The organism is Bacillus sp. BD59S (genome assembly GCF_007363175.1).
Taxonomy (GTDB): Bacteria; Bacillota; Bacilli; order Bacillales; family Bacillaceae_G; genus Bacillus_A; species Bacillus_A pacificus.
The window spans coordinates 4,347,891-4,364,964 of sequence record NZ_CP034686.1 but is presented as its reverse complement, the minus strand read 5'-3'; the positions used below and the strand labels follow the sequence as shown (position 1 = coordinate 4,364,964).

Here is a 17,074-nt window from a genome sequence, read left to right as displayed (position 1 = left end):
GAAATGGCCTTTTTATGGATTAAAATGGAAAAAGTGGTATAATCTAGGTTGGGTGGGTGCGTGTATGAACTTTCCGATTCAAAGAAGTAAGTCAGTAGTCATTTTCGTTTGTCTCACGTTAGCTTTTATGTTTGTATATCCACTCGTCATGATTATCGTTAATAAAGAGCAGTGGATGACAGCGTTAATTGGGATGGGTTTATGCTTCCTTGTTAATGTACCACTCGTTTGGGAAGTGTTTATTAAAAAGCATAAAGTAGAAAATGGTGTATTAAAGTACGGTATTTTAAATGACGATATCGTATTGAAAGAGATAAGAATCATTCGTCAAGTTGGGAAATCTCTTGAAATTACGACCAATGCATACAAAGTACATATGGTTGCGATGCCGCAACATATGACTGAATTCTTGGCGCTTATCGAGAAAGAGAATCCACATGTGAAAATAGAAATGGTAGGGAAGAAATGAAATATGTAAAACCTTTGTTTTGCTTAGAAATCTTATTTGTGCTTATTGGTTGCACTAGAGTATATATGAAATGGGATCTGCCTTTATATGTACCAATATTAATAGGTACTATCGCAGTGGCGCTTTTATATTATTTTCATTTTCAGCAAACGAAAAGCGAGAAAAGTAGCTCTATATAGTTAGGAGAATTAGAAATGAAAAAAGTCCTTATGTTATTTGTATTTCTGCTAACCGCATCCTTTCTTTTAATAGGATGTAGTACGAAGAAGGAAAAGACGGATCTAAACTTAGAAAAGGCACAAAAAGTTGAAATTGAATCACTTACTGATTCAATTGAAAAGAAAGTAATTACCGATAAGAAAGAAATTGAAAAGCTGTTTGAAGTCATGAAAATGGATAAGTGGGAAATGCAGTCAGCTCCTTTAGATACTCCGCAAGGGAAAACATTTAAAATGTATCAAGAAGGTACAACAAAATTATCGGAGTCGAGTAAAGATAAAAAGGAATTACATGAAATTGGTACGATGATAGTATATAAAGATGTCCCGTATGTTGAAGTTGAAATGAAAAATAAGAAAATGAGTTTTAAAGTGCCAGAAGATGTGGCGAAAGAGTTATTAAAGTATTAAAAAAACGCTCGAAAAAAATCCCGAGCGTTTTTCATTATTTTAAGTTCTCTGGGTTTAAAGCTTCTAATTCAGGTACAACGAAGCGTCCGTCTTTACGGATTAGTACGTCGTCGAAGTAAATTTCGCCGCCGCCGTATTCAGGACGTTGGATACATACTAAATCCCAGTGAATGTTCGAGTTGTTGCCGTTCCATGCATCGTCATAAGCTTGTCCAGGAGTGAAGTGGAAGCTGCCATCGATTTTTTCATCGAATAGGATGTCTCCCATTGGATGTAAGATGTATGGGTTTACGCCAATTGCGAACTCACCAACGTAGCGTGCGCCTTCGTCTGTATCAAAGATTTTGTTAATGCGTTCTGTATCGTTTGCAGTTGCTTCAACGATTTGGCCGTTCTCGAACTTAAGTTGTACATTTTCAAATGTATAACCGTTGTAAGGAGATGGCGTGTTGTAAGAAACTGTACCGTTAACAGAATCACGAACTGGTGCAGAGTATACTTCACCGTCTGGAATGTTTAAATGACCTGAGCATTTAATTGCTGGAATGTCTTTAATAGAGAATGTTAAGTCAGTTCCAGGTCCAGTTAGGCGCACTTTATCTGTTTTATTCATTAATGTAACAAGGCTATCCATCGCCTTATCCATTTTACCGTAGTCTAAGTTACAAACTTCGAAGTAGAAGTCTTCGAAAGCTTCTGTGCTCATTTTAGCAAGCTGCGCCATAGAAGCATTTGGGTAGCGAAGAACAACCCAGCGTGTTTTTGGAACGCGGATGTCTCTATGAACTTTTTTACCAACTGTTTGACCGTGAATTTGCATTCTTTCACTTGGCACGTCAGCTTGTTCGTTAATGTTATCGCCAGAGCGAAGACCGATATAAGCGTCCATATCTTTCATTACGCTTGCTTCATATGCAGCGATTTGTTCAAAATGTTCTTCAGTAGCACCCATTAATAAAGAGCGATCTACTTGATGATCTTTTAAAGAAACGAATGGGAAACCACCAGCTGCATATGCTTCTTTAACAAGTGCAGTTACAAGTTCTTTTTGTAAGCCAAAGTTTTCAATTAATACTTTTTCGCCTTTTTGTAAGCGGATAGAGTAGTTAATTAAATTGTATGCTAACTTTTCAATGCGTGGATCTTTCATATGTAAAGCCTCCCTACTAATTATGTATCCTCTCCTATTGTAACCTACTTAGTGGAATTTGTTGAATCATTTATGTTAAAGTTAACGAATAAGTATGAAAATTCTAATGGAAAGATAGGGATTAGAACGAAACGGAAAATGATTGTATAATAGGGGAAAGTATGAAAAAGATAAAGGAAGTGATGAAATGCAAGTTCTTTTATATGTAAGTGCAGCTATTATCGCGGTTGCTTTCGCTGTATTAGTAGTGTATGTATGCAGAACGTTGTTATCGGTTCAGAAGACGTTAGAAAACGTTGCAAGCACGTTAGAAGGTTTAGAAAAGCAAATGCAAGGAATTAGCGTAGAGACGGAGCAATTATTACATAAAACAAATGCGTTAGCTGATGACATCCAACAGAAGTCACAATCATTAAATAAAGTAGTATCGGGTGTAGATGGAATTGGAACGACAATCCATTCCTTAAATACGAAACTTCGTAATGTATCAGAGTCTGTTACGGACGAAATTGAAAATAATGCAGATAAAGTAGCGCAAGTTGTACAGTGGAGTAGCGCGGCAATTGAAGTATACAATCATTATCGTGCGACAAGACAAGAGAAAAAAATTGAAAAAGAAGAGCGTAAATTAGAAAGACTTGAGAAAAAAGCTGAAAAGAAAGAGAAGCGCTCTAGACTTCGTATGAGAGGTGAATCGTAATGAATATGACAAAACTTGAAACAATTGAAGAGCTTGAAGTACTAGTAGAAAAAAACGAGCCTTATGTTCTTTTTAAACATAGTACGACATGCCCGATTAGTCATGGTGCCTATACAGAATTTCAAGCTTATTGTAGTGAAGAAAGAGCGGTACCAGCGTATTACTTATACGTACAAGATGCGAGAGATGTTTCGAATCGTGTTGCAGAACAGTACAGCATGAAACATGAATCTCCGCAAGTGTTATACATAAAAGATGGGATGGTAGTATGGAATACGTCTCATTGGAACATTAAAAAAGATGCTTTAGAAGAGAATATTAAGTAAAAAGAAGCAAGCGAAAGGTGCTTGCTTCTTTTTTTTGTTTTTGTTGAAATATATTTAATGGTAAACTGTTAATAGTTCAAACTAAATAACTAGATTGTTGAAAGTAGGTTTTAAGTAATGAAGAAAATGGCATTATCCTTCGCAGTCGTAAGTTTATTACTAGGAGCTTGTAGTAATGATACGATTAGTAAGAAGGATGAAGTTATACAGAAAGATACGAAAGAAAAAAGCATGATTCCGAGAACTGCTGTTTCTAAAGATTATTATAGAACTGTAATTCCTTTAAAAGAACAAAAGGTTATAAATACAGCTAATGTAAAAACAAATTCTAAATTAGATTTAGCAGAGTATGAAAATGGTTTAATGAATATTGCAAAAGAGCAATTTGATACAGAAAATCATGTGCTTCAATTGAATCAGTATATTCCTGAGAAGTTAATTGATGAGCTAGTCGCGAAAGTAGAAGCACCAGTTTTGACAAATATTATAGAACAAGACTATTTCGGGAAACAGAATTCAAATGAATTAAGTTTATCTGGCGTTGTAATTGGGTTAGCTATGTCTTCAAGTGTATCCAATGAAGAAGCAATGTCTAAAGGGACTGAAGTTGCCAAGCAACTTATTGAAGCTATTCATAAAAATGACAAGTATAATAAATCCCCAATTACGTTTGCTATCTTTAAGCAAGAAAGTACAAGTTCTTTAAAAAATGGTACGTATATTGCTAGTGCTACCGTTCAAAAGAATGATACGAACCTTGGAAATTGGAATACGATTGAAGAAAGAGCGTATTCATATCCTTCTGATGAATTTACACAAGCACATGGAGAAGATAATGCAAAAATAAATAAATTTGCTGAGGCAATGAAAGGTTTTTCTCCTGGAGACTTTATCCCAGTAAATGCTAAAGTTTCTTATAAGAAAGATCAAATGGATACATTAAATATGGATATTGTTATTAAATATAACGGTAAAACAGAATTAATGGGCCTTACCCAACTGGCTGCTCAAAGTATGTTAGAACAATTACCGAAAGATGCAAAAGTACAATTGCAGATAAAGTCTGAGAATAAAATCGAGGCAATTGTTATAAAAGAGAAAAACAGCGATAAACCGTTTGTTTCCTTCTTATAAAAAAAGACAGTGTTTAAACTGTCTTTTTTTATTGGAAATAAAAGTGTACGATGGGACGGAGCAACGCGTAATATGCTTCATATTTCCGCTGTACTGATTTTAAAAAAATAAACCTATTTCCCCCTTGCATTGTCGATGTAACGCATTCTACAGGGAGATGTGATCTTCTATGGCCAATTGTGGAGTACTTCTAGGTCCAGTGCATCAAATGCCTATCATTGTCGGTTTTTGTTGGTAAGTCGATATATGAAAAAAATCGCTAATATAATTGGAGTCGTGGTTGATATATTTGGGAAATCGCTAATATATTTTGAGTTGCGGTCGATATATTCGAAAAATCACCAATATAAATTTCATTTACTATTGTACTGCTTGAAATAAGGTTTCTACTTATGAAACATCTATATTTTTACAAAAAATGCCCTTTTTTTCATAAAAAATACGAAAATACGAGAAAAGAAGCGAATTTTTTCGAAACTTTTGCGGGAAAATATTGTATGAGTCTGCGTTTTTATCGTATCATTAGTAAAAGGAAGAACTCGGGACGATTGGTGGCATCTGCAAATAGAGTTGATGTCTTTTTTTCATTCAAGTAACCGATACATAAAAATAGATAACAAAAATAGAAGGAGTGTGCGATGAGATGAACGTAACAATATATGATGTAGCGCGCGAAGCGAACGTTTCAATGGCTACCGTATCACGCGTTGTGAACGGTAACCCAAATGTAAAGCCTACAACAAGAAAGAAAGTATTAGAAGCAATTGATCGTTTAGGATACCGCCCAAATGCGGTAGCACGTGGACTAGCAAGTAAGAAGACAACTACAGTAGGTGTTATTATTCCTGATATCTCAAATACGTTTTATGCAGAACTTGCTCGTGGAATTGAAGATATCGCAACAATGTACAAATATAACATCATTTTAAGTAACTCTGACCAAAACAAAGAGAAAGAGTTCCATTTATTAAATACGATGCTTGGAAAACAAGTGGACGGAATTGTTTTCATGGGTGAAGATATTACAGACATTCACATTGAAGAATTCAAAAAGTCTCCAGTACCAATCGTATTAGCAGCGTCATTTGATGAGCAAAATGAAACGCCATCAGTAAATATTGATTATACACAAGCAGCTTATGACGCAATGAAGCACTTTATTGAACAAGGACATAAGCGTATCGGTTTCGTCTCTGGTCCTTTCATTGATAAAGCGGGAAGCGCGAAGAAGTTACAAGGTTATAAAAAAGCTTTAGAAGAAGCAGGTATTTCATATGATGAAAATCTTGTAATCGATGGAGATTACACATATGATTCAGGTATCGAAGCATTTGAAAAGCTTTGGGGCCTTGATGAAAAGCCAACAGCGATCTTCGTATCTTCTGACGAAATGGCACTAGGTGTAATTCACGCAGCACAAGACGCTGGATTAAATGTACCAACTGATGTAGAAGTACTTGGTTTCGATAATACACGCCTTGCATTAATGGTTCGTCCACAACTTTCAACAGTTGTACAACCGATGTATGATATCGGTGCAGTAGCAATGCGTCTATTAACAAAGTATATGAACAAAGAAAAAGTGGAAGATCACACTGTTATCTTACCTCACCGTATCCAATTTAGAGATTCAACGAAGTAAGGATAAAAAAGCTCACAGCGATTGCTGTGAGCTTTTATTCATATTCAGGATAGCATGCTTTTACTACGGTATTCACCGTTTCATTTTTCTTAACGTGTAAAAATCTTGCGTATAATTCTTTTCCAGTTTCAAATGGTGTCTCGTCTAATTCAAACACATGCAATAGTTTTCGAAACGTCCACGTTACTTGCTCACCGTACATATTATCGTACGTATGCTCAGACTGTATAGCGATTTGTTCACCTAGTGCATGAGCTTCTTCCAAACTGCTTGCTTTAACAAGAATAATACTTTCTTCAAAAAGTGTATCGCAATCCTTTTCATAATCCTCATCAATTTTCGGAGGATTAGGCTCACCAGAATGAACAGATTCAAACAATAATTTTACAGCGTACATATTATGCTGCATGTTTCACTTTATAAATAATACTTGCAACAAGCGAAGCAGGTATTGTAAATACGTTACTTTGATAATGGTAATGTATTTGAGATTCTTCATAAGACATGTTGTCATATAATTCGTTTTGTGACACATTCATTTTCTTCTGTTTTTCTTTGAGTATTTTAATGTAGTTATACTGTATTGGGACGAGAATGATGAAATAGGCTAATACGATTAGTGAAATCCAAATCATTATGAACACTCCCTTATAAAGAATATTTATATATGGTAATTATATCAATAAATAGAAAAAATAACCATTTTTAATTGGGGCTAATTTTCTTCTAGAAATGCGAACAGTTCCTCTTGGTTGCTTAAATTGCGATCAATACATGTTTGTGCAACACATTTTAACCCTTGTAATAATGCTTCTATGTGCAAAGTATCGTACTGAATTGTATTTCCCTCTATCATCGTTTCGTCTTTGTCTAAGTCAATCATAACATAATCGAATCGTTCGACTAACTCTAAATCCCCTACAGTAGTATATTCCAAATGAACCACTCCTCATTGTGTAAGTGTATGTTGTAATGCTTTCGCTACAGTTGGGGGTATTCCTTGTTATATGTCACATAAGTGTAAAAATAACTATTATAGGGCAATGTCATGTATAATAGAAAGAAAAGGCTTGTGAGGGGGGAAAAGAGATGATCGTTCTTTGGATAATTACGCTTTGTATGACTGCTATTTTTGCATATATGACGTTAAAACAAAATGGTTTAAAGCGATTTGTTCCAGGAAGTATTCTTGCGGGAATTGCCCTTATCACGTATGTAATTTCTATTTTTATTGAAAGTGTATCGGCGGAAATGAGCACAAGTTTAATGTTTATCGGTATTACACTATTTGCAAGTAGTATTATGGTACTTATGGTTGCTGGTATTATTTTATTTATTCATATGAATTCGGAAACGTTATAGCATATAGAAAAGGCATGTCCCTAAGGGGCATGCCTTTTTATCCGTTCAATTATGCTCTATCTTTAGAAGAGTTTTGTTGTTTTAATAAGTCGCGAATTTCGCTAAGAAGAACTTCTTCTTTTGTTGGTTCTGGAATTTCTTCCTCTTTTTCTTCTTCTTTTTTAGATGTTAGTTTGTTGAACACTTTAACAAACATAAAGATAGAAGCTGCAATAATTAAGAAATCAAAAATTGTTTGGATGAAGTTACCATACATAACAGCAGATTTACCGTATCCAAAGTGTAAACTTGTAAAGTCAACGCCACCTAATACCATACCAAGTAATGGTGTAATAATATCTTTTACTAAAGAACTAACGATTTTACCGAATGCAGCACCGATTACAACCCCGACAGCTAAATCAACGACATTCCCTTTGAAAGCGAACTTTTTAAACTCGTTCCACATGTGTTAATCCCATCCTTTCCACGATTCATTATGAAATTTATAATTCCTATCAACATATTCTATAGAAATTTGCGTGAGAAATAAAGGGGAAATGGGAATGAAAGTAAATTCTGAAAAATGTATCCGTTTTAATTTTTACTTGTAGCGTCCAGTAGGGATTGCAGCAGTTGCTGCGTTTTTAATCCTTCTAATCCATCTACAACAGGCTTTGTATCTCCTTGTACACATGCAATAAAATGATGAACAGCATCTTCAAAACCACGTTGTTTTAACGTCGTATCCCATGATGGGGAACCAATTTGAGAAACTGCATTTTCTTGCTCAACTTCAAATGTGTTCATGTTTTTTACGCGAATGATTTTTCCTGTTGTGACAAGTTCAATTTGTTCTAAATTTGTACCGGCATGGCGGTGCATTGCGGTAGAAAGTAACATTCCATTTGCAGTTGTATATGTATGATGTCCGTAAAGAAGTTCATTCTTTTCATTGATTTGCATCATATTATGAACGACGTTAAGCTCATCGTTAGCTAACCAGCGAGCAGTATCTACAATATGTAAGTAATCATCTAACATCGTAAAGTCGTACGTATATGGCCCGACTTTATTTGTGCGGTGCTTTTCAATTCGGATCCATGAAATATGATGAGCTTGCTCTTTTGCCGCAACATACATAGGAACGAAGCGGCGATTAAATCCAACCATTAACTTTCGGTTATACTTTTCGCTTAACTCGACTAGTTTCTCAGCTTGTTCCACTGTAGCAGCTAGCGGCTTATCAACATAAACATCGATTCCTTTTTTCAGAAGTTCAGAAACGATTTCATAATGCGATGCAGTTGAACTATGAACGAAGATGGCATCGCATTCTGAAGTTAACGTTTCAATAGAATGGAAGTCTTGTATGCGGTATTGCTGGCAAACTTGTTTCCTTTTCTCTGCATTAGGTGTAAAAGCCCCTACAAAATTCCAATCTGTTTCTTTTGTAAGTGTTGGAAGATAGGCTTTTTGTGCGATACTTCCAAGTCCAATCATCCCAATTTTCGGTTTGTTCATATGTATTCCCACCCTATTCATATTGATATAACGGGTTAAATGTAGCATAGAGCGGGGGAGGAAGGCAAAAATTAGCTTTTTACTTATATCCTTTTAGCAAAATCTTTTCTATCTCTTTAAAGTTATGAGCATGTTGCAATGGAGGGAACATGATTACGGTTGTTCACATTTGTAACTGTAAGTAAAAGGATATATAAGGTAATTTGTGTTAAAATATAAAGAGGGATAAAAACATCTCTGCTAATACGCACGATGGTTTGAAGGGGAGTGCAACATTTTGGGGGCTGAATTAAAGGATAATAAATCAAACAAGGTCTTAAGGATTGGAACTAATATTATAATTATTTTATTAATTATTGGTGCAATACAAATGTTTTATGATGACGATTATACGAATGATCATTTCGGCTGGTTATTTTTGGTGTTAGGTTGGATAGTTAGAAGCATTTTTAATATTACGATAGGTTTGAAAGAAGGAGATAAAAAGTCAGTGTTGCTTGATGTAGGTTTGGTGCTCTTTTCCTTTTATCTTTTATTTTTATATAGTACGAAATATTTCGTCTGAAAAGAAAGCTCATAGTCTTATAGAGGCTGCGAGCTTTCTTTAATAATAACGATACTAGTGTAACGATTTATAAAATTTTTGAGTAGTAGAAATAAATTGAGCAGCTTCTTCTAAAAAAGGATAATGATTACTCTCTTCAAATATCACAAAAATAGAATTGCGTATGCCCTCATGCATCTCGATAGAATACTGAATCGGGCACTGCACATCGTGTCGTCCGCATATAATAAGCGTCTTTGTTTTCATAGAAGGTAAATGATCTCGTAAATTAAATGCTGGATATTCGTGAGAAAAAGCATTCATTCGGTTAGCAGACATTGTTTTTTTGATTGGCTTATCAAAATAAGAGTTGTAGTTTTCCGGTTTATATAAAGATAATTTTGTTCGTTTAGTAGATAGTTCTTTCCGTTCTTCACTTGTAAGGTGAGGGCTTTTTAAGTTTTCAATGAGCTGTTGCATATAATGAAACTGAGGATGTTCCGGATGATAAATGCAAAAGGGTGTTTCGGTGTAGTTGCTTGCCGCGGCTCCCACCACGACTAATGATTGTAAGGAGTTTGGATAGGTAATTGCATATAAAATCCCAAGCATACCACCTGTTGAATGGCCGGCGAAATGCCATATTGGAAGTTGTAATGCTTCTCGTATTGCTTCTAAGTCGTGAGCCGTTTCAATCATACGTAATTCTTTTTCTGAATTGGCTTTTGCCGAGTTACCAGCATCTCGTAAATTAATGAGAAATACACGATGCGTAGAAATGAAAACATCCGCAAAGTAATCACCAGTTTCATTAAATTGTGAATAGTGATGTGTAATGCAAAGCGGTTCGCCACTGCCTTTAGTAAAAAGTTCGAATGTGCCACGTTTCGTGTGGATCATTTGTTGTGTCCACATAATATCACGACCTTTTTTATTAGTAACTTAAAATATATCAGCGATTTTTCGAATATATCGACCACAACTCGAACTATATCGGCGATTCGACACAGAATATCGATTTACCAACAAAAAACGACATGGGTAGTAATTATACAAATAAAAGGAGGCTATTCAAAAACGAGCCTCCTTTTCGTTTAGTACAAAGATTTTGTCATATTATTCCGAATAATTTCAAGAGATTTCGCTACAGTTAATGCATTCTTTTCTTCAATTTCTGGTTTACGGGGGATAGGTTTATACATGTTGTCTGGATCTTCCCATGTGAGGGGAAGTTCTGTTTCTGCTTGTCCTTTCCAAGCGTCAATCCATTCTGGAGGGAGATAACCTGAGATGTTTTGGATGTTGTTCATTTCGAGCCAAATGAGTGCCCAAGCTCTTGGGACGACGCGCCAGTGGTCATAGCCACCACCGCCGACAGCAATCCAGCGACCTTCGCAATATTCATTAGCGATTTCGCGAGCGAGCTTCGGTATTTCACGGTAAATATTCATCGTTGCGCAAAGGTGTGTAAGTGGATCGTAGTAATGTGCGTCAGCGCCATTTTGCGTTAAAATAATATCCGGTTTAAAGTATGCGGCCACTTCTTTTACGACAGTTCGATAGGAATCTAAAAACGATTCGTCTTCTGTAAAAGCATCGAGTGGAACGTTAAAAGAATAACTATAGCCATTCCCTTGTCCGCGTTCATTTACAGCGCCAGTTCCAGGGAATAAATATCGACCAGTTTCATGTAGTGAAATGGTGCATACGTTAGGATCGTCGTAAAAAGACCATTGTACACCATCACCGTGATGAGCATCTGTATCAATATATAATACGCGTAAACCGTATTTCTTTTGAATATATTTCATTGCGATAGAACTATCGTTATAAATACAAAAGCCAGATGCTTTGCCGCGGAAGCCGTGATGTAAACCGCCTCCTAAATTAAGCGCGTGTTTTACTTTCCCGGAAAGAACAGCATCGACAGCTGTTAATGTACCGCCAACGAGTAATGCGCTAGCTTCGTGCATATTTGGAAACATAGGTGTATCTTCTGTTCCGAGTCCATATGTCATCGCAATTGATTTTTCTAACTTACCTTCTCCAGCACGTTTTACCGCATTTATGTACTCCTCTGTATGAACGTAGGCGATCTCTTCATCTGTAGCCATTCGTGGTGCGATGATTTGGGAAGGAGAGATGAAACCACCCTTTTGTAATAAGTCATACGTAAGTGTGACGCGCAGTTGGTTAAAAGGATGATCAGGGCTAAATGAATAGCCCCGAAAGTCATCCGAATAAATAAACGCGCTACTCATGCTTGCATCCCCATAATGTTCGGCCATAATACGCGGTAGCCTTCTGCTTCAAGTGTATCAATCACTTTTAGCGGATTCATCGTTTGAATGCGGAAAACGAGTACTTTATCATTCTCATCTTTTGCTGGGTAGACGAGAACGCTCACGATATTTATTTGTAAATCACTAAAAATAGCAACTACTTTTCCGAGAATACCAGGTTCGTTTTTTACTTGAATTTCGATTTGTGAACTTGGTTGATGTGCTCCTGTTAATTTCACTAACGTGTGCAGTACTGTAGATTCAGAAATGATTCCAACTAACTTTCCAGCCTTTGTAACAGGAAGACAGCCAATTTTATTTTCAAAAAATAAAGTAGCAATTTCCTCAACGAAATCGAGAGGATGGCAAGTCATAACAGGATGTTTCATAATCAGTTCAAGCGGTTGCTTCAGCATATCGAGTGAAACTTGTTCATCTAAAATAGACGGACTTGCATCTCTTACATCCCGATCAGAAATAATGCCTACGACATGATTATTTTGATCGACAATTGGAATGTGCCGAATGCCTTTCGTACGTATCGTTCGGATTGCTGTTTCGATTGTATCGTTTGGATGTAGCGTCACTACATCTTGATTCATAATTTCTTCTACAATCATTCCAGTTGCCCCCTTTATTAATACATAAAACGATTGTGAAAACGTAGACGATCAAATGCTTGAATAGAATCCGTATCAACGCGTTTACCGATGCGGACCATTAAACAGTTAGCAGGATGTGAACAAATTTCAGGATCATCTGTAGCCATCCATTGTAACCCGCCAGCATTCATCATCTTTTCCATTACTTTTCGGTACTCCCAAACATTTAAGCCTGTTTGTTTTAAATCCCAGTGCCAATAATATTCAGTCGTCAATATAATGTAATCTTCCATATAATCGTCCATCATTGAAACTTCTAATAAGTTCTTTCCGACAGCGCAACCACGGAAGGCAGGGACAACTTCAATCGCCCCGAGTTCAATTAAGTTTTCCATTTTTCCTTCTGACCATCGTTCAAGTGGATCAGGATACAAGTATGTAACATATCCAACAATCGTTTGGTCATGTCTAGCAATAATGAGACGAGCTTCTGGCAATTTAGAAATTTCGACAATTGCTTTATATTGCTGCTCGGCAGGACGAAACGCAATTAAGTCTGGATGAAACTCATACATTTCTAAGTTATGTGTAGAGACAGGCCCTTCAATAATTAAAGTGCCTTTCGCTGTTTTTAAGTTTCTAGCATTATATATTTTTTTATGAATCAATGTATTGCTCACCACCTTGAGGGTTTGTGAATCTATTCATATCGTACTTTATAATATATGCGATGTGAATCGAAATTTGTCATTAAAAATTTGTCTAAAAATCAACAAATATACTGAAAATTTTAAATAATGTTATTATAATAGATAATAGAATACATAGGAGGGGGATGTAAAGTATGAAAGTAGAAACGCTTCCTGTCATTAAAGGAGAAAATAATTTGCCGAATTATGATGAGGCATACGCAAATTTTAACTGGGAAGAGGTTAATAAAAACTTTACTTGGAATGAAACAGGCCGAGTAAATATGGCGTATGAGGCAATTGATAAGCATGCGAAATCCGATCGAAAGAATAAAGTAGCCCTTTATTATCAAGATGGATCGCGAAAAGAGAAGTATACATTTAAGGAAATGAAGGATTTTTCTAATAAAGCAGGAAACGTCCTGAAAAATTATGGCGATGTAGAAAAAGGCGATCGCGTTTTTATTTTTATGCCGCGTTCCCCAGAGTTATATTTCGCACTTCTCGGTGCAGTGAAATTAGGGGCAATTGTTGGTCCGTTATTTGAAGCATTTATGGAAGGTGCAGTTCGCGATCGTTTAGAAGATAGCGAAGCGAAGGTGTTAATTACTACACCTGAATTGTTAGAGCGTGTACCATTAAATGATTTACCAGCTTTAAAAACAGTTTTCCTTGTTGGAGATAATGTAGAAGAAGGCGGTAAGACGGTAGCGTTCAACCCTTTATTTGAACAAGCTTCAAAAGAATTACATATTGAATGGTTAGGCCGTGAAGACGGTTTAATTCTACATTACACGTCTGGTTCTACTGGTAAGCCAAAAGGTGTGCTTCATGCGCAAAACGCAATGGTTCAGCACTATCAAACGGCGAAATGGGTATTAGATTTAAAAGAAGATGATGTATATTGGTGCACAGCTGACCCAGGCTGGGTAACGGGAACTGCTTACGGTATTTTCGCACCGTGGTTAGTTGGAGCATCAAATGTTATTTTAGGCGGACGCTTTAGTCCAGAAGCTTGGTATGAAGCGCTGCAAGATTACGGTGTAACAGTTTGGTATAGCGCACCAACAGCTTTCCGTATGTTAATGGGTGCTGGACAAGATGCAATTAAAAAATATGATTTATCACAAGTACGCCACGTGTTAAGTGTTGGTGAACCGTTAAATCCAGAAGTAATTCGCTGGGGTATGAACGCATTTGGACTTCGTATTCATGATACGTGGTGGATGACAGAAACAGGTGGACAAGTTATTTGTAACTACCCTTGTATGGAAATCCGTCCAGGTTCAATGGGGAAACCAATTCCAGGTGTAAAAGCAGCGATTGTTGATAATGAAGGAAATGAAGTACCTCCATACACAATGGGTAACTTAGCAATTGGCAAAGGCTGGCCAGCTATGATGCGCGGAATTTGGAATAACAAGCAAAAATATGAGTCTTACTTCATGCCGGGTGATTGGTACGTATCAGGTGACTCTGCATACATGGATGAAGATGGATACTTCTGGTTCCAAGGACGTATTGACGATGTAATTATGACATCAGGTGAGCGCGTTGGACCATTTGAAGTAGAAAGCAAATTAATCGAGCATGCTGCTGTTGCAGAAGCTGGTGTAATTGGTATTCCTGATCCGGTGCGCGGCGAAATCATTAAAGCATTTATCGCACTTCGAGCAGGATACGAACCATCTGAAGAATTAAAAGAAGAAATTCGTCAATTTGTAAAGAAAGGTCTAGCAGCTCATGCAGCGCCAAGACAAATTGAATTTAGAGATAAATTACCGAAAACGAGAAGCGGTAAAATTATGCGCCGCGTATTAAAAGCGTGGGAGTTAAACTTACCAACAGGTGACTTATCAACGATGGAAGATTAAGAGAGAAAGGTCTGAACGAAATAATGTTCAGGCCTTTCTTTTTGTAAATAATAAAGGAGTTAACGTAGATGAAGATACCAAATTTAGAAGGAGACATAGTATACTTACGCTCTGTAGAACCGGAAAAGGATCACACTGAGTGGTATGAGGTAATGAAAGATCCTGATATGCATCGTTGGACAGCGAATACGATCCCGAAAGATAGTAATGAAATGAAAGAGCTGTTACATACTTATAAAAATTTGAAAGATATTATAGCTTGGTCAATTATAATGAAACACTCAAAGGAAATGGTAGGGACATATTGGATCTCTGTGCCAACGGTGGATGAAAATAAAAAGTTAATTGTGAGGGCAGAGGCTCAGCGGATTGCACGTAAGTTTTGGCGTACAGGTGTCAATCGAGAAGCAAGGAATTTAATATATAATTACTTATTTTTAACTTTAGCTGTGGATGAGATCCGTGCGCAGGCTTGGGATAAAAATATCAATTCATGCAAATCTATGGAGCAAATAGGATTTAAATTGGAGAAACAAGTGGAGTGCTTATTCCCTAAATACAATAAAATGTTTTTAGAAAATCATTATGTATTATATAAAAAGGATTGGTTTGCATAAAAGATTATAGTAAAAAAAATAAAATAATATTTGAACGAAGCACCTTCCTCGTCTGTATACATTTATGAAAGAATAGATGAGGGAGGCTTTTTTATGTCTAATAAATTACTTCTTACTTTTGCATTCATTGGAACTATAGTTGTGTTTTCTTGTGGTCTAATATTACCGATGCCAATCGGATTTAAAGTGTCGATGATTACAGCTGGGGTTATGATGATTGTTATGTTTTCCATCATTATTCCGTTTGATAGAAAACATATCGTACGGAAAAATGGATATAAAATTGATTTTACAAAAACAAAGGTGTATTTTCGCTGGAATGTATTTGATACAATTTCGGCTTGTCTTGCAGTGTATGCATGTATATGTGTGCAAGCATTAAATATTTTAGTTTCAACCGGCGAGACAATTCAAAATCCGTACGTTCAATTTTTTACGAATCAATCACAAGTATGGATTATTGTCGCAAGTTGCTATTTAATTTCCCGTATTTCATTAACGTTAAAAGGAATAAAGGAGATCAAAAATCATGGCGCAGATTGGGATTGAGGAGGAACTTATGCTTGCGTATCAAAGTGGAGATAAGCAGGCTGGGGAAAAACTATACGTTTTAATCAAACCAGCGCTATACACATTTTTATATCGATTTAACCGAGATGAACAATTGAGTATCGATCTTGTCCAAGATACGTTTTTGACGCTAGAGCGTAAGAAACATATGTATGAACCTGAAAAAGGTAAAATAAAAACGTATTTATTTCAAATCGGTTATCGTCTTATGATTAATAAATTAAATAGGAGAAAAAAGTGGCGTACGCTTTTGCCGTTTTTAGTGCCGATTCAGGAAAAAGAATTTTCTCACGAAGATCGGCTCACAGTAAGAGAAGCAATTTTGAAAGTTCCAGAAGAGCAAAGAGCAGTCCTAATCCTTTCTTATTATCATGACATGCAGCAAAAAGAAATTGCAGAGGTATTAGATATTCCGGTGGGAACGGTGAAGTCGAGACTTCATAACGGGATAAAGAAATTGAAACAATTGCTGGAGGTGGATGAAATTGAGCGAAAATCCCTTTAAGAATGAATATAAGTTAAAGCAACATTTAGATGGTGACCATGTAGAAATACCGGATTTTCCAAAAACGGTAAGTCGATTCGATCGATTAATCGGGTTTCTTGGTTCCCCGGCGAAAGATCCTGTGGAGGCTACGCTTGGGAATGATTTATCAATTGTGTTTCATGTATCGTTATTAGTTGGGGTTCCAATTCTTTCTCTGATTACGATACTCTTTATGACGCTGTAAAGGATTGGCAAGGAGAGAAACCTGACCTCTATTTGACACGCCTATATAAATGATGGTATAAAGAAAAGTATATGAATAATTGAGCGTGGAAAGGGAGAAGTAGTGATCATTTCCCTGTTTTAGAGAGCTGATGGCCGGTGAAAATCAGCACATAGATGATCGCGAATTACGCCCCTAGAGCATCTTTTTTCGATTGAATTGTATTCAAAAGGGAAGAGACGGTGCTAAGCCGTTATGTAAATAAGGTGGT

At 36.4% G+C, this 17,074-nt stretch carries 24 protein-coding genes and 1 other annotated feature (1 of these 25 running past the window's edge); of the genes, 14 read left to right on the top strand and 10 right to left on the bottom strand.

Annotation, left to right across the window (positions count from 1 at the left end; all coding sequences use genetic code 11):
* Positions 1-64: 64 nt before the first annotated feature.
* The 3 genes from EKQ63_RS24915 to EKQ63_RS24905 are packed head-to-tail and all read left to right on the top strand — an operon-like array spanning position 65 to position 1,098.
* On the top strand, positions 65-469 hold the full coding sequence (locus EKQ63_RS24915) for a PH domain-containing protein (protein WP_088326024.1): 405 nt from the start codon (positions 65-67) through the stop codon (positions 467-469).
* Positions 466-648 (top strand): hypothetical protein, encoded by a 183-nt coding sequence (locus EKQ63_RS24910; protein WP_087954074.1) that lies wholly within the window; start codon positions 466-468, stop codon positions 646-648. Before EKQ63_RS24915 ends, EKQ63_RS24910 begins: the two co-directional genes overlap by 4 nt.
* Before the next feature lie 15 nt (positions 649-663).
* Complete coding sequence (locus EKQ63_RS24905) at positions 664-1,098, top strand: hypothetical protein (protein ID WP_088326026.1); 435 nt, start codon at positions 664-666, stop codon at positions 1,096-1,098.
* 34 nt (positions 1,099-1,132) lie between these two features.
* Here EKQ63_RS24905 and EKQ63_RS24900 read toward each other — a convergent pair whose 3' ends face one another.
* On the bottom strand, positions 1,133-2,248 hold the full coding sequence (locus EKQ63_RS24900; RefSeq protein WP_000654739.1) for an aminopeptidase: 1,116 nt from the start codon (positions 2,246-2,248) through the stop codon (positions 1,133-1,135).
* A gap of 187 nt (positions 2,249-2,435) precedes the next feature.
* Here EKQ63_RS24900 and EKQ63_RS24895 point away from each other — a divergent pair, with 187 nt between their 5' ends.
* From EKQ63_RS24895 to ccpA, 4 genes are all read left to right on the top strand, one after another.
* The gene (locus EKQ63_RS24895; protein WP_087954076.1) at positions 2,436-2,948 is read left to right on the top strand and encodes a DUF948 domain-containing protein; all 513 of its coding nucleotides are present in this window, start codon (positions 2,436-2,438) and stop codon (positions 2,946-2,948) included.
* Positions 2,948-3,274: a bacillithiol system redox-active protein YtxJ gene (gene ytxJ / locus EKQ63_RS24890; RefSeq protein WP_001057468.1), complete on the top strand. Its 327-nt coding sequence runs from the start codon at positions 2,948-2,950 to the stop codon at positions 3,272-3,274. Before EKQ63_RS24895 ends, ytxJ begins: the two co-directional genes overlap by 1 nt.
* Before the next feature lie 117 nt (positions 3,275-3,391).
* On the top strand, positions 3,392-4,408 hold the full coding sequence (locus tag EKQ63_RS24885; RefSeq protein WP_001971058.1) for a CamS family sex pheromone protein: 1,017 nt from the start codon (positions 3,392-3,394) through the stop codon (positions 4,406-4,408).
* A gap of 643 nt (positions 4,409-5,051) precedes the next feature.
* Positions 5,052-6,050, top strand: a complete 999-nt coding sequence (gene ccpA / locus EKQ63_RS24875; protein WP_001103293.1) for a catabolite control protein A — start codon at positions 5,052-5,054, stop codon at positions 6,048-6,050.
* A 34-nt stretch (positions 6,051-6,084) separates the two neighbouring features.
* Here the strand turns inward: ccpA and EKQ63_RS24870 are convergent, their stop codons facing one another.
* The 3 genes from EKQ63_RS24870 to EKQ63_RS24860 all read right to left on the bottom strand — a co-directional run bounded on the left by EKQ63_RS24870 (position 6,085) and on the right by EKQ63_RS24860 (position 6,987).
* Complete coding sequence (locus EKQ63_RS24870) at positions 6,085-6,447, bottom strand: DUF4288 domain-containing protein (protein WP_143881786.1); 363 nt, start codon at positions 6,445-6,447, stop codon at positions 6,085-6,087.
* Position 6,448: 1 nt separating this feature from the next.
* Positions 6,449-6,685 carry a DUF3949 domain-containing protein gene (locus EKQ63_RS24865; protein WP_139866418.1) on the bottom strand — a complete coding sequence of 79 codons (237 nt, stop codon included), beginning with the start codon at positions 6,683-6,685 and terminating at the stop codon, positions 6,449-6,451.
* Positions 6,686-6,765: 80 nt separating this feature from the next.
* Positions 6,766-6,987 carry a hypothetical protein gene (locus EKQ63_RS24860; protein WP_088326030.1) on the bottom strand — a complete coding sequence of 74 codons (222 nt, stop codon included), beginning with the start codon at positions 6,985-6,987 and terminating at the stop codon, positions 6,766-6,768.
* Positions 6,988-7,139: 152 nt separating this feature from the next.
* On the opposite strand from EKQ63_RS24860, the gene EKQ63_RS24855 reads away from it, so the two are divergent.
* The gene (locus EKQ63_RS24855) at positions 7,140-7,412 is read left to right on the top strand and encodes a DUF3917 domain-containing protein (protein ID WP_048551339.1); all 273 of its coding nucleotides are present in this window, start codon (positions 7,140-7,142) and stop codon (positions 7,410-7,412) included.
* Positions 7,413-7,461: 49 nt separating this feature from the next.
* On the opposite strand, the gene mscL is transcribed toward EKQ63_RS24855, so the two are convergent.
* Both mscL and EKQ63_RS24845 read right to left on the bottom strand, forming a co-directional pair.
* Entirely contained in the window at positions 7,462-7,860 is a 399-nt protein-coding gene (mscL, locus tag EKQ63_RS24850; protein ID WP_000267012.1) for a large conductance mechanosensitive channel protein MscL, read from the bottom strand.
* A gap of 128 nt (positions 7,861-7,988) precedes the next feature.
* On the bottom strand, positions 7,989-8,915 hold the full coding sequence (locus EKQ63_RS24845; protein ID WP_087954080.1) for a Gfo/Idh/MocA family protein: 927 nt from the start codon (positions 8,913-8,915) through the stop codon (positions 7,989-7,991).
* Positions 8,916-9,192: 277 nt separating this feature from the next.
* On the opposite strand from EKQ63_RS24845, the gene EKQ63_RS24840 reads away from it, so the two are divergent.
* A complete protein-coding gene (locus tag EKQ63_RS24840) occupies positions 9,193-9,480 on the top strand; it encodes a hypothetical protein (protein WP_087954081.1) in 288 nt (95 codons plus the stop codon).
* Between the two features lie 54 nt (positions 9,481-9,534).
* On the opposite strand, the gene EKQ63_RS24835 is transcribed toward EKQ63_RS24840, so the two are convergent.
* The 4 genes from EKQ63_RS24835 to acuA form a co-directional block, all read right to left on the bottom strand.
* On the bottom strand, positions 9,535-10,374 hold the full coding sequence (locus EKQ63_RS24835) for an alpha/beta fold hydrolase (protein ID WP_087954082.1): 840 nt from the start codon (positions 10,372-10,374) through the stop codon (positions 9,535-9,537).
* 179 nt (positions 10,375-10,553) lie between these two features.
* The gene (gene acuC, locus EKQ63_RS24830; RefSeq protein ID WP_081110423.1) at positions 10,554-11,720 is read right to left on the bottom strand and encodes an acetoin utilization protein AcuC; all 1,167 of its coding nucleotides are present in this window, start codon (positions 11,718-11,720) and stop codon (positions 10,554-10,556) included.
* Positions 11,717-12,361, bottom strand: coding sequence for an acetoin utilization AcuB family protein (locus tag EKQ63_RS24825; protein WP_087954084.1), 645 nt, complete (start codon positions 12,359-12,361; stop codon positions 11,717-11,719). The genes acuC and EKQ63_RS24825 overlap by 4 nt, the downstream gene beginning before the upstream one ends.
* A 17-nt stretch (positions 12,362-12,378) precedes the next feature.
* The gene (acuA, locus tag EKQ63_RS24820) at positions 12,379-13,011 is read right to left on the bottom strand and encodes an acetoin utilization protein acetyltransferase AcuA (RefSeq protein ID WP_000581384.1); all 633 of its coding nucleotides are present in this window, start codon (positions 13,009-13,011) and stop codon (positions 12,379-12,381) included.
* A gap of 176 nt (positions 13,012-13,187) precedes the next feature.
* Between acuA and acsA the strand changes: the two genes are divergently transcribed.
* The 5 genes from acsA to EKQ63_RS24795 all read left to right on the top strand — a co-directional run bounded on the left by acsA (position 13,188) and on the right by EKQ63_RS24795 (position 16,824).
* Positions 13,188-14,906, top strand: coding sequence for an acetate--CoA ligase (gene acsA, locus EKQ63_RS24815; protein ID WP_000862052.1), 1,719 nt, complete (start codon positions 13,188-13,190; stop codon positions 14,904-14,906).
* A 68-nt stretch (positions 14,907-14,974) separates the two neighbouring features.
* The gene (locus EKQ63_RS24810) at positions 14,975-15,523 is read left to right on the top strand and encodes a GNAT family N-acetyltransferase (RefSeq protein WP_087954920.1); all 549 of its coding nucleotides are present in this window, start codon (positions 14,975-14,977) and stop codon (positions 15,521-15,523) included.
* A gap of 93 nt (positions 15,524-15,616) precedes the next feature.
* Positions 15,617-16,072, top strand: a complete 456-nt coding sequence (locus tag EKQ63_RS24805) for a hypothetical protein (RefSeq protein ID WP_087996640.1) — start codon at positions 15,617-15,619, stop codon at positions 16,070-16,072.
* Entirely contained in the window at positions 16,053-16,598 is a 546-nt protein-coding gene (locus EKQ63_RS24800) for an RNA polymerase sigma factor (RefSeq protein ID WP_000057192.1), read from the top strand. The genes EKQ63_RS24805 and EKQ63_RS24800 overlap by 20 nt, the downstream gene beginning before the upstream one ends.
* On the top strand, positions 16,579-16,824 hold the full coding sequence (locus EKQ63_RS24795) for a hypothetical protein (protein ID WP_087954086.1): 246 nt from the start codon (positions 16,579-16,581) through the stop codon (positions 16,822-16,824). The genes EKQ63_RS24800 and EKQ63_RS24795 overlap by 20 nt, the downstream gene beginning before the upstream one ends.
* 77 nt (positions 16,825-16,901) lie before the next feature.
* Positions 16,902-17,074: a binding site (T-box leader), on the top strand; it runs 57 nt beyond the window's last position.